Genomic DNA, 16212 nt, shown 5'->3' on the forward strand with positions numbered 1-16212 from the left:
GCACGCAGTTTGATAATTGATTAGGTACAAAGAAAAAAAACCTTAGTTTTTCCTAATTAATATAAATTTAAAATGCTGTCCTTAACTAGAAATACGTACGGCCTCCTCGTAGTTTGCTTGCTGATGTTTTCACAAACAATGGCACAAATGAGTCGTTTTAAAGCGGCAAACAGTGAGTTCGAAAAAATGTCCTATCCACAAGCTATCCGAAATTATGAAACCTATTTGGCTTCATCCGCAGGCAAAAATGAGCATCAAAAAGAAGCTTTGGAGAAATTGGCTTTTTGCTACCGAAAACTACAAGACACCAAAAACGCCGAGCGAGTATATAAAGACCTTTTTAAAACTTATGAAAGTAAGTTAGAAAGTGAGCAGTACTTGTTTTATGCTCAGTCGCTGGCCAACAACGGTAAATACCGCGAGTCTCAAAAATATTACAGCAAATACGGCGAACAACAAAAAGAAGACCTCCGAGGACGGAAATTTACAGTCGCCTACATGGACAACTCTATGTTTTTCAAAGATTCGGCCCTTTATAAAGTTGACTATCTGTATCCTATTAACTCCAAATATTCTGATTTTAGCCCAATGTATTACGAAAACGGCCTCGTGTTTGTTTCGGCAAGAAATGAGGGCTCAGGCATAAAACGTATTTTTAACCAAAATGAAACTCCTTTTTTAGACTTATTTCTTTTTAGTGATACCATGCAGCTAGCTCGCGAAACCAGGAAGTTAGCTTCGCTAGACGCTCAGCAAGCTACTTTGGGTTCTGGAAGTAAAGGTAATAAGCCTTCAAAAGTAAGTAACGATTCATTTGAAGAAGTAGTAGAGCCCGAAATAGACGAGTTTAGCAAAGCTCTGAATACCAAATATCACGAAGGCCCGGTTACTTTTTTCAACGATTATAAAAAACTGATTTTTACTAGAAATAACTACAATAAAGGCCGGTCAAGAAAAAGTGAGAGTGGTGTAAATATGCTCAAACTCTACATCGCTACCAAAAAAGGGAGCAAGTGGGGAGATGTAAAAGAGCTTCCATTTAACTCCGACGATTATTCTACGGGGCATCCGGCACTGTCAACGGACAACCGAAAACTGTATTTTGTGTCTGATATGGCGGGTGGCTACGGCGGCACCGATATATACGTGGTAGACTACAAAGACGGGCAATGGGGATCACCTGTAAACCTTGGCAGAGAGGTGAACACTGAAGGAAACGAGATGTTTCCGTATATGGATGAGGCTGGCAATTTCTATTTCGCTTCAGACGGTCATGCGGGTTTGGGTGGCATGGATATTTTTTACATGGAATTTAGGAATGGTTTGCCATTTGGTGAAGTAGAAAACCTTGGGTATCCGATAAACTCTACCAAAGATGACTTTGGCTTAATCACGCGAGCGGATCGTTCAAGCGGATATTTTAGTTCAAATCGTAAAAAAGGCTATTCAGACGATAATATATATGCATTCCAAAAAGGCTGCAAAATGCTTGAGCTGTTTGTCTACGACGCAAATACGCAGCAGCCAATCAGAGATACGGAGTTGAGATTGGTGAAAAATGGGGTGAACAAACAAATGTATTTGACCAATTCGAGTGGTGCCACTTCGGTGTGTTTGGAGTCCGGAGTAGACTTCTCTTTTAAGGCCTTTAAAGAGGGTTACGAAGTTGGGAGTATCACCTATGGATCTATGTCGAGTTCGCTTTCTAAAAACCAAGTGTTAAAGATATATTTGGAGCCAAGCAGAAGGCAAATGGTTAAGGGTAAAATCATTTCGGAGCTGAACCAAAAGCCTATTCCTGGAGCAGTGGTAACACTTGAAAATCAGAAAGATGGTAGCATAGAGACCGTAATAACAGGAATGGACGGACGCTACACATTTATGCCAGATCGTGACGGGAAATATTTAGTGACTGCCGTAAAAGAAAATTACGCCAAAAACACCGAAAATATAGGTAAAGTTAAGTCCTCGAGAAGAAATTCGACAATTGAACAAAACTTTGGCATGATTGGTGAAGGTGATATATTTAAGATAGACAATATCTATTATGATTTTAGTAAATCTGAAATAAGGGCAGACGCCAGAAAGGCCATTGACACAAAGCTTATACCGATTTTAGAAAAGTATCCAGATATTCAAATCGAAATTAGATCACATACAGACAGCAGAGCTACCTCAGAGCACAATCAAAAGCTCTCAGACGAAAGGGCTCAAGAGACTGTTAAATATTTAATCAAAAAAGGTATAGATCCTTACAGATTAACAGCCAGAGGATATGGTGAGACGGAGTTGGTAAATGTATGCGAAGACGGAATTCCGTGTTCGGAAGAGAAGCACCAAGAAAACCGAAGGACGGAGTTTAAGGTGTTGAGCATCAGAGAGGTTTATAGTTACAGAAAGTAAGATTTTTTTTCATAGTTTAGGGTTAAGGTTAATGTCATAAAAAGCATTGCCAAATTGAGCGATGCTTTTTTATCTTTCCCAAACAAAAGTTTTTTAAAGTGGTGTATTATAAATAATTGAAGTATTTAGCTCCCACTTAAAGTTAGTTTTTTTTTTCATAGTTTAAGGTTAAGGTTTATTGGAAAGGCATCAACAGTTTGCTTGATGCTTTTTTTTTCTTCTCCTTATAAGAACAGAAATATTAAAATAGGTTTTAGATAAAACCATAATTGGTTAAAACGACAAACTTATTAGAAGATAGTTTTTTTTTTCATAGTTTAAGGTTAAGGTTTATTGGAAAAGCATCATCAATTTTGAATGATGCTTTTTTTGTTTCCTACTGAATCTATCTTTAATTTTGGGGAAACCATTTTTTTAAAATGCTGACGGGTCTACTTATAAAAAACTATGCTCTTATAAAGCATCTCGAAATAGCACCTGGCAAAGGGCTAAATATTATTACGGGTGAAACTGGAGCAGGAAAATCTATCATGCTTGGAGCTCTCGGTCTACTAATGGGAAACCGAGCCGACACCAAAGCTCTTTATTCAGAAGATGAAAAGTGTTTTGTAGAAGGCAGTTTTGAAATAAAAAATTTAAGTCTGAAAAGCTTCTTTGACGAAAACGACCTCGAATACGAAGATATTTGTGTTATTAGAAGGGAAATTTCGCCAGCTGGCAAGTCACGGGCATTTGTGAATGACTCCCCCGTTACCCTCGAAATCCTCAAGCCACTTGGCGAGTTTTTGATGGATATTCACTCTCAGCATGACACCATTCAGCTCGGTTCCAATACATACCAACTTTCTATTTTAGACGCTTACGCTCAAAATTTACCACTGCTGGAAGAGTTTAAGGAGTCGTATGTGGTTTTTAGAAAAGTAGAGAAAAAACTAGTTCAGCTAAAAGAAAGTGCCACTCAATTTCAGAAAGAGTTAGACTATAATTCGTTTTTACTCGAAGAGTTAAAATCGCTTCGTTTGGAGAATTTTTCGCAAGAAGAACTTGAGGAAGAGTTGTTGGAACTCGAAAACGCTGAAGAAGTAAAACGAAGACTCTCACAATCATTTGATTTTTTAAACAATTCGGAGCTTTCTGGGCTTCAATTAGTCAAGGAAGCGGGTTTGGCCTTGGGTTTTATAAGCCAAATTTCGGATAAATATAAAAGCCTAAAAGAAAGGTTACAAAGCACATTGATAGAGCTTCAAGACATCAGCGGCGAAATAGAGCGTATTGAAGGTGCAGTGGAGGTCAACGAAGACAGAACTATTGAGGTAAAAGATTCGTTAAATCTATTGTATAAACTTCAGCAAAAGCACAGTGTAAAAACCGTGGCAGAGTTGCTCGTTTTACAAGCCGATTTTGAAGAAAAAGTAAATACAGTTGCCAACCTTTCGGAGGAGATCGCAAAGCTAGAAAAAGAAAAAGCAGCGGCTTTAGAAAAAGTTAAGACCAAAGCAGAGAAGTTAAGTAAGTCAAGGGTTTCGGTTATTGGTAAGTTTGAAAAAAACATTGAAGTGCTGCTTCACGAACTGGGAATGCCAGACGCCCAAATCAAAATCGCCAGTAAAATAAAAGAACTAGGGGCCGACGGTCAAGACGAAATCGCGTTTGAGTTTTCGGCAAACAAGGGCCTTTCGCCTAAGTCGTTAAAAGAAGTAGCTTCAGGCGGTGAGTTTTCGAGGTTAATGTTGGCTTTGAAATATATTTTGGCAGAAAAAAGAGCCTTGCCAACTATTATTTTCGATGAAATAGATACCGGAATTTCGGGTGAAGTAGCCATCAAGGTAGGTAAAATGATGGATGATATGGCCAAAAACATTCAGGTGGTAGCCATCACGCACTTGCACCAAATAGCAGGTAGGGGACAGACGCACTTATATGTTTATAAAGACAATTCAGACATAAAAACGGTCAGTTTGATGAAAAAACTAAGTCACGATGAACGTATAAATGAGTTGGCAAAAATGATTGGGGGACAAAACCCCTCAGAAAGTGCTATTCAAAGTGCAAAAGAAATGTTAGTAGATAAAAATTAATTTAAATTAAAAAATATGAAAAAGGTAAATTTATTGGGAGTAGTCTTATTATCGACAGCCTTGAGTTTAAGTAGCTGTAACAATAAATTAAAAGCGGAGCTAGAAACTGTAAATACAGAGCTAATGAAGGGTCACGACGATGTGATGCCCAAAACCATGCAAATAGCAAGTGTAAAAAAAGACCTTTTGGCGGCTGCTGAAACTTCAAATGATTCATTAAAAAATCAAGCACTTGAGATTTCTACTTCTTTACAAAAAGCCGAAGACGACATGTACCTGTGGATGGATAACTTTGGCAAAGCCATGAACGATGTAAAAAACGAAGAAGAGAAACTGAAACTATACAAAGAACTTAATACCGAAATCAAAAACATAACTACGCTAACTGACGAGTCTATTGCAAAAGCAAAAGCTTATGTTGCTACAAATTCAACTGTTAAATGAGATTTTTAAAACCAATTATATTCTTTTGTCTTATATCATTAATTTGGTCTTGTGGCGATTCTTCGCGTGAGTTGCCTATTTTGGGTCAAACTGACGTTTCTGCCTCCGGCGATACCACATATCATAAAATCCCTGATTTCGCTTTTATTAATCAAAATGGCGATAGTCTGACCCAGGATTTTGTGAAAGATAAGGTATATGTCACCGATTTCTTTTTTACCTCATGTCCTACCATTTGTCCGGTTATGAAAACCCAAATGATTCGCGTGTACGAGAAATTTCAAGACAATCCAAATTTTGGTATAATCTCACATACCATTGATCCACGCCACGACTCCATTTCGGTTTTAAAGGAATACAAAGACCGATTAGGCATAAAAGGCGATAGCTGGCAGTTTGTAACTGGCGAGCAAGAAAAAATCTACGAGATTGCTCAGAAAGACTATATGGTTTCGGCTTTAGAAGACTCTACAGCCGTAAATGAGGGCGGTTTTATACACAGTGGTGCTTTTGTGTTGGTAGACAAACAAAAAAGAATCCGTGGAGTTTATGATGGTACGAAAGAAGTTGAAGTAAATAAACTGATAAAAGATATTGAATTACTACTTAAGAAGTAAAATTTTCTTGTTTGCACTGCTCGGTGTAACTGCGTTTTCATGTACCTCCGATGATCAAATTCAATACGAACAATATGTGATTTATGGAGGCGACTTGTATATTCAACACTGCTCCAACTGCCACGGCGTCAATGGTGAAGGCCTCCGAGATTTATATCCGCCTCTAAAGGGCTCTGATTACTTAGCAAATAGGGTTAAAATAATTTGTGCCATTCAAAATGGGCTAAAAGGTGAGATAGTCGTCAATGGTAAAAAATATAATCAGGTGATGCCCAAAAACAATCAATTGTATAGCCTAGACCATGCTCAAATAGCGACTTATATCTATGACAAGTGGGGCGACGAATCAACCAAGAAACTAGTGACGGTAGAAGAAGTCGAAAAAGCCAATTGCAATTATTGAGCAGTAGTATCTACAATAGTTCGGATAGAGTCTACCATAAATACACCTTTCGGCTTTTTTAATGAATACTTTGAGAAGTCTTCGGTAGCTTCCATTCCTCCTGAGGCAGTTATAGTCTCCCTAGGTGTTTTTATAGAAACCAATTTGTCAGAATAAATCTTTTTGGTAACCGGGTTCCAGTACAATTCATTTGTAGAAAGACTCTGTTGTAGAAGTCTGTTATTAAAGAATACGTTTCCTTTTAATACATACAGGTTGTTTTCTTTCGAATATCTCCCTGAGTCGCCTCTAAGACTCGAATATTCAACCCCGTTTTTGTCTAAGAAATTAACAAATACTGCTTTGGGGTATACTTCGTCTTGGTTAACGTATTTTAATTGCTTTGCTGTAGACATTTTAACTTTTACTCGGCCAGAATCTGAGAAGTTTATGGCGAGATTGTCCACGGTCAGTATTGGCCCCTTGTAAGCAATGAATTCCTTAACTGCTTTTTTGTCTTCACAAGAAATCAATGCGGGCGAGCCAATAAGGGCTATAAAAAAAATAGCATATAAAGACTTCATTGTTATTTAGTCAATTTTTGGTTTGTTAAACCAAGTGCTCAATAGTGAGAAGTTAGCACTTATTTTCGTGTAGTTTTCAGCTATTATTCCGCCTGAGTTCACACCCCTTTGGCCAATAGCCACTCCTAAGTCTACATAACTTGGGTTTCTGAAGCCCATCGGTACAGATATTCCGAATGAGAAGCTCTTGTCTAATATTTGAGTACCGTTTACTACAAATGGCGATTGGATTTGCTTATAACCCGCTCTGTAAAATATCTGATTGATATACTTCGATGAAGAAGCATTTGGTAACCACTCAATGCCTAGGTTTAGTTCAGTGGCATCTTTAAAAGTCGCTTGAGCTACTTTGTCGTATTGGTTTATGCCTGCCCATTTGGTCATACCATAGTCAGCCGCAAACACCCAGTGATAGGCACTTTCTAAACTCACACCAAACTTTACTGAACTTGGTAGGCTAGAACTAATATTTCTGATTCCAAGCGTGTCAGGAGCTAATATGTATGCAGGTCCGTTTCCGTTGTCTCCTAGCACACTGAATGTTCTGATTTTTTCACCTTTTAGGTCTGAGCCTAAGTTATAAACAGCTCCTATATTGGCGTTCCATTTTTTGTTTATTTTGTATTGATACGCCAAGCCACCTTTTAGGTTTACTCCGTGAAGGTTGGTTCTTGCACTGTTTCTGTAGTAGGTGTTTGTTCCTACTATTACCGAAGTGGTATCTTTTACTATATTTCCAAAAAGCACCGACGCGTCAACTCCAAAATATAATCCTTTGGCTATTTGAAACGAGTGAGCCATGTTTACTTTGGTCAAACCACCCGAAGATTTGTATTCGGTTGAGTTTTTTATGGTGCTGCCATCAAATGTCTTTTCTTTAACAGCTGTGAAGTCAGCTGAAGAGTAGGGCTTTATTCCTACCGCCATCGCCCATTTTGGCTTTAGTGGGAATGCCATTGATATTCCGCTCAAGTTTAGGCCGAAATTTTCTTGGATATTGGCCCCTTGGCTCAAAACGCTGTATGCTCCTTTTAAGCCTACATTTAATGCTACGTATTTATTGAATCCGATAGACCTGTTTTTTACGATCAAAGCAGGGTTTATTTGATTTAAATAAAAAGTGTTGGTAAACGAAACCCCAGCTCCGCCCATCATATCTTGTGCCGCAACAGTTTCAGAGTTTATTTCTCCTACACCCAATGTAGCATAGGGACTACTTCCTTGGCCTTGTGACAAGGCTTTTTGTGTGGAAATTAAAACTAAAACAACAAGTAAATTTTTAACTGTTTTCAACATTATATATTAATATTCTATTCAAACCTTCCAATACCAAATTTGGAGCTGCAAAGGTCGGGTATTTTATCTTACTTTCAAAGAAAGGAGCATCTCCTCCGCAAATAATAAGCGTTAATTTATAGATTTTTAAGTATTCTTCTATTATTCCGTTTATTTCTGCGATTAAACCGTTTATAACACCACTCTGCATACAGCTTTCGGTGGAGTCTCCCACAAGTTCTGGATATTCGTCCGAATCCAATAACGGCAGTTTTTTTGTAAAAGTATGTAAGGCATTAAATCTCATTCTTTTTCCAGGAGAAATTATGCCTCCTTTAAATATTCCTTCAGCTAAAATTAAGTCATATTTGATGGCTGTGCCAAGGTCTAATACCAAACAGTTTTTCTCAGGAAAATGCACTTGTGCTCCGATAGCAGCTGCCAATCTATCATAACCGAGGGTTTCAGGTGTGGCGTAATCATTTCTGATTGGTAGGGGCGTCTGATGGTTCAGAAAAACCAAAGATTTTAGAAATTGAAGAGCGGTTTTTATGGCATCTTGGTCTAGCGTTACCGACGAAACTATGGCGTGGTCTGCTTTTTTTTGGATTAAATAAGTCACCACTTCCTCAAGATTTAAAAATCTATCAACCGCAATAAGTTTTTGATTTTCGAAAAGGCCAATTTTAATTCTGGTATTTCCGAAATCTATACAAGCATTTTTCATAAAAAAAATAAGGCCGCTCAGTTTATGAACGGCCTTACAAATATAGGGTGAGACTAAGTTACATTAAGCAGCTTTTGCCTTTTTTTGCCAGAAAAATAAAATCGTAAATGCCACTACTAAAATAAGTGGAAAAGTTAACATGGTGCCCAAAGTAGACTGACCAGCAGCCAGTTCCATTTCGTCGCCAGTTAGGCCTAAGGCAGTTTGCTCTATTTTAGCAGTATCAATCCAGCGACCGATTATCGGTTGGAAAATAGCCGTAGAGAACATACCAATACCGCCAATTACCGACATACCCAAGGCTCCACTAAGTGGAACTTTCTCCGCAACAAAACCAACCATGTTTGGCCAGAAAAGTGCAACGCCCATTGCGAAAAATACTGCTGCTACGTATGCCATTGCTCCTGTTTGGGTACTGAACAAGTAAATACCGATAGTAGCCAAAACAGCTGAACCTAATAATACTCCTGTTTGGTCAAATTTAGCTACAATAGAACCTGCGAAGAATCTAATAACAGCCATTAAACCTGTAACCAAAGCTAAAATTAACATCGGACTTGCACCTGACTTACTCATGATAAGCCCCGTCCATTGTTGCGGGCCAAACTCCGTAATAGCAGTGATGGCCATACAGATAAACATAAATATAAATAGAGGAGAAATCATTGCTTTTAGGTTTTCGCCGATAGATTTAACTCCTTCCACTTTCGGTTTCGGAAACTCTTGACCCCAGAAAAGGTATGCATATATAAGGGTAGGGATCATAATTAGCCAAATTTGTGCTTCCCAGCCCATGTTGGCATCTGTCATAAACTTAGATAATAAACTTCCGATTACGATACCGCCAGGAAACCACATGTGGAATCTGTTAAGCATTTTGCTCATGGTAGCACCTTGGTAGGTGTCTGCTATCATTGGGTTACAAGCTGCTTCTGTACATCCGTTTCCAATTCCAATTAGAAATGTAGAAACCAATAAGCCCGTGTAACCTCCCAAAATTTGGGGATAAATAGTCAATAAAATACCTAAAGTGTGAGATACAAAAGCGATCATCATGATTTTTTTTGGACCTACGGTGTGGTAAACCAAACCACCGATTATCATGGCTACCGGAAAACCGACAAACCACATAGAATTAATGAAGCCTAGCTCTTCTCCTGATAGATTAAAATCTGTTGCAAGCTGCGGCAAAATACCTGCTCTGATACTGAAAGAAAATGCGGTAGTAATCAAGGCAAAACAGCTGCCGAGAAATAATCGTTTGTCATTTACCATATACTTTAATATTTAAGGGTTGGTTGTTAAATTTTGTAAATCTACATTTTTTTTATTTTTTGATAAAGGAAAAATAAATAATTGTAGAAAAAACACTTTCAATAAATAAAAATCGCTCTCAAAACATAAAAAAAACACCCAAATGGACAAATAGCCATACAGGTGTTTCTTGTTTTTAAAGATGTTTTGACTCAATTATGCAAAAATCGAGTAAATTCCGTAGCCTATTAGTGCCAATGGAACCACCCATGCCACTATACAAATGGCGGCCCACACAAAATAGTTAGCTTTATTTTCTTGACCAGCCGGTCGTGTTAGTTTCGCTGTTAGTTCTTCTATACTCAGAGGCAAAAGCTCGTCTAAGGGTATGCCGCACGTACCTGCGTTATACATAGTTTTTCCTTTTTGAAATGCCCTGTAAGAAGCTTTGGTATAAAACATAACGCCTATGCCCATCGACCAAATGGTCAGAATCATAGGAAACCAAAGGTTCATCCAGCCACCTGCACCTATTTCCCAGCTACCGGTGCTGCTTTCGCCTTTCCAAGAAACGTCGTTTCCGGTTACTACATGCGATATGTCATGCAAATACAAATTCTCACTTCGTGAGGCTAGGTTGGGCATCGGGATGTAGATAAATCCAAACTTAAACCAAATGATTTTTTTTTCAGCTCCTCCGTCGTTTCCTAGAGCTTCGTTTTCGTAAAATTTTCCAATGGCGTCTAATGCTGTCATATTTTTTATGATTTTATGTTCATTAGTAGAAATTCAAAAACTATACCAATTTAAAATCAAGCATTTATAAACGTTTATATTTTCTCAAAAACTTATTGAAGGAAGGTTTTTTGGAGAAATTTAAACACTAGAGTTATTGGGTTCTGATAATAATCAGTTCGCTTTCTACATAAATAGAATATGTAAAGTGTCTGATATTGAAATGTTTTATTCTGTTTTATCTACCAGAAAATAAAAAGCAGAACCGTCATTTTTCAATAATTTTTAAAATTGACTTTTTATATCGCCTTAATCTATAATTTTAGAAGGTTTAATTTTTTCGACTGCCATATTTTTCATAAAATTGCATGCATAAATTTCAACCTAAATTTTAAAAATGTCACGTAAAATAAGGATGGGCATGATTGGCGGAAGCCTTGAAGCCTTTATAGGAGCTGTTCATAGGAGAGGTGCCGCACTAGACGGCGAGATTGAATTGGTATGTGGAGCATTCAGCTCTAATCCCGAAAAATCAAAGAAAACAGGAGAGGCATTGTACTTAGACCCCAAAAGGGTGTACGGCTCTTTCGAAGAAATGATTTTAACGGAAAAAGCACTTCCAGAAGGTGAGCGAATGGACTTCGTTTCTATCGTTACCCCCAATCACGTGCATTTTGAAGCTGCCAAATTTGCCTTAGAAAATGGCTTTCATGTGGTGTTGGATAAACCCATAACCCTCAACATGGAAGAAGCAAAGGAGCTGAAAACGGTGATAGAAAACTCCGGCTTGTTGTTTGCCCTAACGCACAACTACACCGCATACCCAATGGTAAAAGAGGCCAGAGCCATAGTAAAATCTGGTGCCATAGGAAAAATCAGAAAAGTAATCGTAGAATATCCCCAAGGATGGCTGTCGCAGTTAGTAGAAGCTACCGGACAAAAGCAAGCCGCTTGGAGAACCGACCCTGCCAGATGTGGAGCTGCAGGTGGAGTAGGTGATATAGGTACGCACGCCGAAAACTTGGCCGAATACATCACAGGCTTACAAATAACGGAGCTTTGTGCAGACCTGACGATTTTTGTGGAAGGACGCCAGTTAGACGACGACGCTAATATTCTCTTAAGATTTGATAACGGTGCCAAAGGGATTTTGCACAACAGTCAGATTTGTAATGGAGAAGAAAACGACCTAAACATAAGAGTTTACGGTGAGTTTGGCGGCCTCAAGTGGAGACAAATGGAGCCGAACACCTTAGAACTTACCAACCAAGAAACAGGTTCGCGGATAATTAGAACGGGAGTGGGTAACTTGTCAAAACATGCACAAGCACATACTCGTCAGCCAGCCGGCCATCCTGAGGGTTATGTGGAAACTTTTGCGAATATCTATCGAAACTTCGCTTACGCACTTCGTGCCCGCTGGGGTACCGAAGAGAGAGCCGTGGCACAAGGTACCCTAGGCGGCACTCAAGACGATGCCAACGGTTATGATCCCGAAATTCACGATTTTCCGGGTGTGGAGGCAGGTCTGAGAGGCATGGCTTTCATAAACACCGTAGTGAAATCTAACGCAAGCGAAGAGAAGTGGACCAAATTTGAAATATAAATATAACGTTATAAGATGTCTAAAATTAAAGTTGGAGTAGTAGGAACTGGTTTTATCGGACCGGCACACATAGAAGCACTAAGGCGTTTGCCCAATATTGAGGTAACGGCCCTTTGTGAAGTAAACATAGAATTAGCTACCCAAAAAGCAGCTCAGCTGGGCATTGAAAGACCTTGCACCTTTGAGCAGCTTTTGGCTATGGAAGATATTCAGTGTGTGCACATCTGCACGCCTAACTTTCTGCATTATTCGCAGTCAAAAGCTGCTTTGCTAGCCGGTAAACACGTGGTTTGTGAAAAACCATTGGCCAAAGACCTTGTAGAGGCAGAGGAATTAGTAAAAATAGCAGCAGAAACTGGACTGGTAAACGCCGTGCATTTTAATTTGAGATACTACCCCCTTGTACGTCAAATGAAAACCATGCGTGAAAAAGGCGAATTGGGCGAGATATACTCGGTTATCGGGTCATATCTACAAGATTGGCTGTTTTATGCTACAGATTACAACTGGAGACTTGAGCCAGACAAATCAGGAGACTCAAGAGCGATTGCCGATATCGGTTCGCACTTATTGGATTTGATAGAATACGTTACAGGTCTAAAAACAGTGGAAGTTATGGCGGACTTTAATACGGTTCACAAAATCCGTAAAAAGCCACTTAAGCCTGTAGAGACTTATTCGGGCAAAATGCTCCAGCCAGAAGACTACGCAGATGTACAAATAAACACCGAAGACCACGCCAACGTGTTGCTTCGTTTCGATAATGGAAACCGTGGTTCTATCACCGTTTCGCAGGTTTCGGCAGGTAGAAAAAACCAACTTAAAGTTGAGATTTCGGGTTCAGAAAAAACGGTGGCGTGGAACTCAGAGTCGCCTAATGAAATGTGGATAGGTGTAAGAGATGGTGCAAACGGTCTTTTGATGCGTGATCCTTCGTTGGTACACGAAGAGGTTCGTTCGCTTATAACCTACCCAGGTGGGCACAACGAAGGCTTCGGAGACACCTCAAAGCAATTATTTAAAGAAGTATACGAAGCCGTAGCCGCTGGAGCTCCGCCGGCATCGCCGAAATATCCGACTTTTGCAGACGGTTATAGAGAGTTATTGATTTGTGAAAGAATCTTGGATTCGAGCCGCAGCGACCAATGGACGAAGGTTTAAATCTCGGGTTTTGAAAATTTAAATTATTCAACTTAACAGCCAACGCATGTTGGTTTATTCTAAAAAAAAATATGAAAACAATAAAAGGACCAGGTATATTTTTAGCTCAGTTTATGGGCGACGAAGCCCCATTTAACTCATTAGATACCATCACAGATTATATGGCAGACCTCGATTATAAAGGGGTGCAGCTGCCTACGTGGGACCCACGTGTAATCGATATCAAAAAAGCGGCGGAGTCTCAGACCTACTGCGATGAGCTAAAAGGAAAACTTTCTGACAAAGGATTGGTCATAACTGAGCTTTCTACACATCTGCAAGGGCAGTTGATCGCCTCGCACCCTGCTTACAATACCATGTATGACGCTTTTGCTCCTGCCGAAGTGCATGGAAACGAAACTGCCAGAAGGGCCTGGGCTACCGACCAACTTAAATATGCGGCTATTGCTTCTAAAAACTTGGGATTAACCTCACATGTTGGTTTTTCGGGTGCTTTGGCATGGCCTTTTTTATATCCATGGCCACAAAGACCGGCCGGACTTATAGAAACAGCATTTAAAGAATTAGCCGCTAGATGGAAGCCTATTCTTGACATTTACGACGAAAATGGCGTAGATTACTGCTATGAACTTCACCCTGGCGAAGACCTGTTTGACGGAACCACTTTTGAGATGTTTGTGGACTATCTCGACGGACACAAACGTGCCAATATCAACTATGATCCAAGTCACTTTGTGTTGCAATGTCTTGACTACGTACAGTTTATAGATTTGTATCACGACCGTATCAAGGCATTTCACGTAAAAGATGCCGAGTTTAATCCATCGGGTAAGCAAGGCGTTTATAGTGGTTATGCGGGTTGGGCAGACAGAGCCGGAAGATTTAGGTCATTGGGCGACGGGCAAGTGGACTTCGGAGCTATATTTTCTAAACTTTCACAGTACGACTACGACGGTTGGGCGGTGTTAGAGTGGGAGTGTTGCATCAAGTCTTCTGAGCAAGGTGCGGCCGAAGGTGCTCCGTTTATCGAAAGCCACATTATAGAAGTAGCCACCAGAGCCTTTGACGATTTCGCAGCCACAGGTGCAGACGAAGCCGTTAACAAAAGAGCATTGGGCATATAAGTTATATTAAAAGCTAAATAAAAAAATAGGCAAAAATGCCAGAAGTGGTCGGGAGTATTTCCGGCCACTTTTTTTATGGCCAGTTTTCTTTTTGAAGTGAATAAAAATTGATTTAAATCAAGTGTAAATAAATGATTATTATAGTGTTAAGGAAATAGTGTTTTTGAATTTCGATTATAGTTTTTTAAAGAGAAATATTAATAATAAGTAAAAAAATAAAAATGGCGTACATATATTTACAGTAAAATTATGTCAGAAAGAAAAATCCGGAGAATTCTACAATAATTAACAACTTTAGGAGTATTCAATTTAAAATAGTAACACAAGCATCTCCCTTTAACAGCAAAAAGTCTTTACAGACTTACAAATATCCAAACACATGAAACTAAAAACACTAACCCTCGGCATTTCAGTAGCTTACCTCATGCTCAGCTGCAACCCAAAAGAGATTTTGGAGCCTGAATTAGATACAAATCTTTATCAAATCATAAACGGAGACACTATCAAGGTGAGATCAGACCAAAGTTTAGGAAATTTTGGTATTAACACCAATCCGCAAGATTTAAGAATATTTTATGGAGATACTACCGTTCATTTTAAAAAATATCCAGTTTCAGGAAATAGTACAAAAAAACCTAACATATCAAAAATAAAGAATATTTCTGCATCTAATCAGCCATTTCGCATGATTGCCGTAGGTGGAGCAGTGGCAGCTGGTGTTCGAGATGGCGGTTATTTCAATGAGGGATTAGAAACTAGTTTTCCAAACCTAATAGCTAATCAGATGGGGGTAGATTTTAAGCAACCTTATTTTTCAGCCGAAGATTATAACGGATATGGAAGGGCAGTACCTACCAATCTTAATTTAACTGGAGGCCCAGTACCTAAATTTAAGGAAGTCAGCAACAATACTGCTTATTTAAGAAAAGGCAACAATGGAGATTTTGAATTAAAGCCCTTTTTGGGAGAGCGGAATGATAATTATTCAATTCCAGAATTTAGTACTTTTAAATCTGAAATGAATGCAAAAAATACCGGATTTCAAAGGTTCAAAAACATTGATAATAAAGCAATTAATTTTACTGAATTAATATTAAAAGAAAACTTTGATTTTATTATTGTTGCTGATGGTATTGGGATGCAAAATAATGGAAACTTATTAGATATAGAACATACTTTTCCAAATGGCTTTGATGGTTATGAAAATAATAATTCAAAGCCTTGGGAAAATACTCGAAGGAGTTCTCGTTTGGAGTTTTTATTACAGGTGAAAGAAAGGAAAGGCTTAACGGGATTAATGTTTACATACCCCAATGCTTTAAAGTTCCCCTATTTGGAGTGGGTAAAAAAAGAAGGCGTTTTAAAACAATTAGATACATATACTAAGAGATCGTTATACTTTGATGAATTAAAAACTATCTTGCCAACGCCGAGGATTGATTCATTATTAGGCAAAAATGTTAATATGAATATAAAGCCGTTCATAAGTGAAAATAAAAAGCTTTTTTATTCTGAAGGTATTACTGTAGATAAGAACAGTTTCCTTAATTATTACATTAATAAGAATAGTGAAACAATAAATATTGCAAAAACATTAGACTTTGCTTTAGTGGACTTATATAATATTTATGAAAATATTTTCAATGGTACTTACACCACCCATGATGGTATTAAAATAACCTCCAAAGAATTCTTTTCGTCAGACGGAATACATCCAAGTGTAATTGGACAGGTTGTAATAGCTAATGAATCTATTACTGCTATTAACAAGTATTATGGTTTGGAAATTCCTTTACTAAACACACGCGATTTTCTAAAATAA

The 16212-nt window shown here is 38.5% G+C and carries 14 protein-coding genes; 9 read left to right on the top strand and 5 right to left on the bottom strand.

The annotated features are described in order from the left end of the window. The first annotated feature begins 147 nt into the window (after positions 1-147). The 5 genes from ACFOOI_RS00160 (at position 148) to ACFOOI_RS00180 (ending at position 5945) form a co-directional block, all read left to right on the top strand. Complete coding sequence (locus ACFOOI_RS00160) at positions 148-2403, top strand: OmpA family protein (RefSeq protein WP_379833529.1); 2256 nt, start codon at positions 148-150, stop codon at positions 2401-2403. A 419-nt stretch (positions 2404-2822) separates the two neighbouring features. Beyond that, positions 2823-4481 (top strand): DNA repair protein RecN, encoded by a 1659-nt coding sequence (gene recN, locus ACFOOI_RS00165; protein ID WP_379833532.1) that lies wholly within the window; start codon positions 2823-2825, stop codon positions 4479-4481. A gap of 15 nt (positions 4482-4496) precedes the next feature. Further along, positions 4497-4925, top strand: a complete 429-nt coding sequence (locus ACFOOI_RS00170; protein WP_379833535.1) for a hypothetical protein — start codon at positions 4497-4499, stop codon at positions 4923-4925. Further along, the gene (locus tag ACFOOI_RS00175) at positions 4922-5542 is read left to right on the top strand and encodes an SCO family protein (RefSeq protein ID WP_379833538.1); all 621 of its coding nucleotides are present in this window, start codon (positions 4922-4924) and stop codon (positions 5540-5542) included. The genes ACFOOI_RS00170 and ACFOOI_RS00175 overlap by 4 nt, the downstream gene beginning before the upstream one ends. After that, a complete protein-coding gene (locus ACFOOI_RS00180) occupies positions 5520-5945 on the top strand; it encodes a c-type cytochrome (protein WP_379833541.1) in 426 nt (141 codons plus the stop codon). Before ACFOOI_RS00175 ends, ACFOOI_RS00180 begins: the two co-directional genes overlap by 23 nt. On the opposite strand, the gene lptC is transcribed toward ACFOOI_RS00180, so the two are convergent. The 5 genes from lptC to ACFOOI_RS00205 form a co-directional block, all read right to left on the bottom strand. Further along, positions 5939-6508, bottom strand: a complete 570-nt coding sequence (gene lptC, locus ACFOOI_RS00185; protein WP_379833543.1) for an LPS export ABC transporter periplasmic protein LptC — start codon at positions 6506-6508, stop codon at positions 5939-5941. The genes ACFOOI_RS00180 and lptC overlap by 7 nt on opposite strands. A gap of 6 nt (positions 6509-6514) precedes the next feature. Continuing rightward, positions 6515-7804: a hypothetical protein gene (locus ACFOOI_RS00190; protein WP_379833546.1), complete on the bottom strand. Its 1290-nt coding sequence runs from the start codon at positions 7802-7804 to the stop codon at positions 6515-6517. Next, complete coding sequence (locus ACFOOI_RS00195) at positions 7788-8510, bottom strand: type III pantothenate kinase (protein WP_379833549.1); 723 nt, start codon at positions 8508-8510, stop codon at positions 7788-7790. Before ACFOOI_RS00195 ends, ACFOOI_RS00190 begins: the two co-directional genes overlap by 17 nt. Positions 8511-8573: 63 nt before the next feature. Further along, on the bottom strand, positions 8574-9785 hold the full coding sequence (locus ACFOOI_RS00200) for an MFS transporter (RefSeq protein ID WP_379833552.1): 1212 nt from the start codon (positions 9783-9785) through the stop codon (positions 8574-8576). Between the two features lie 195 nt (positions 9786-9980). Further along, the gene (locus ACFOOI_RS00205; protein WP_379833555.1) at positions 9981-10520 is read right to left on the bottom strand and encodes a hypothetical protein; all 540 of its coding nucleotides are present in this window, start codon (positions 10518-10520) and stop codon (positions 9981-9983) included. Between the two features lie 394 nt (positions 10521-10914). On the opposite strand from ACFOOI_RS00205, the gene ACFOOI_RS00210 reads away from it, so the two are divergent. The 4 genes from ACFOOI_RS00210 to ACFOOI_RS00225 all read left to right on the top strand — a co-directional run bounded on the left by ACFOOI_RS00210 (position 10915) and on the right by ACFOOI_RS00225 (position 16212). Next, entirely contained in the window at positions 10915-12105 is a 1191-nt protein-coding gene (locus ACFOOI_RS00210) for a Gfo/Idh/MocA family protein (protein WP_379840161.1), read from the top strand. A gap of 15 nt (positions 12106-12120) precedes the next feature. Then, entirely contained in the window at positions 12121-13266 is a 1146-nt protein-coding gene (locus ACFOOI_RS00215; protein ID WP_379833558.1) for a Gfo/Idh/MocA family protein, read from the top strand. Between the two features lie 71 nt (positions 13267-13337). After that, entirely contained in the window at positions 13338-14390 is a 1053-nt protein-coding gene (locus ACFOOI_RS00220) for a sugar phosphate isomerase/epimerase family protein (protein ID WP_379833560.1), read from the top strand. Between the two features lie 379 nt (positions 14391-14769). Next, the gene (locus tag ACFOOI_RS00225) at positions 14770-16212 is read left to right on the top strand and encodes a hypothetical protein (protein WP_379833563.1); all 1443 of its coding nucleotides are present in this window, start codon (positions 14770-14772) and stop codon (positions 16210-16212) included.

This window comes from Lacihabitans lacunae (assembly GCF_042649125.1).
Taxonomy (GTDB): Bacteria; Bacteroidota; Bacteroidia; order Cytophagales; family Spirosomataceae; genus Leadbetterella; species Leadbetterella lacunae.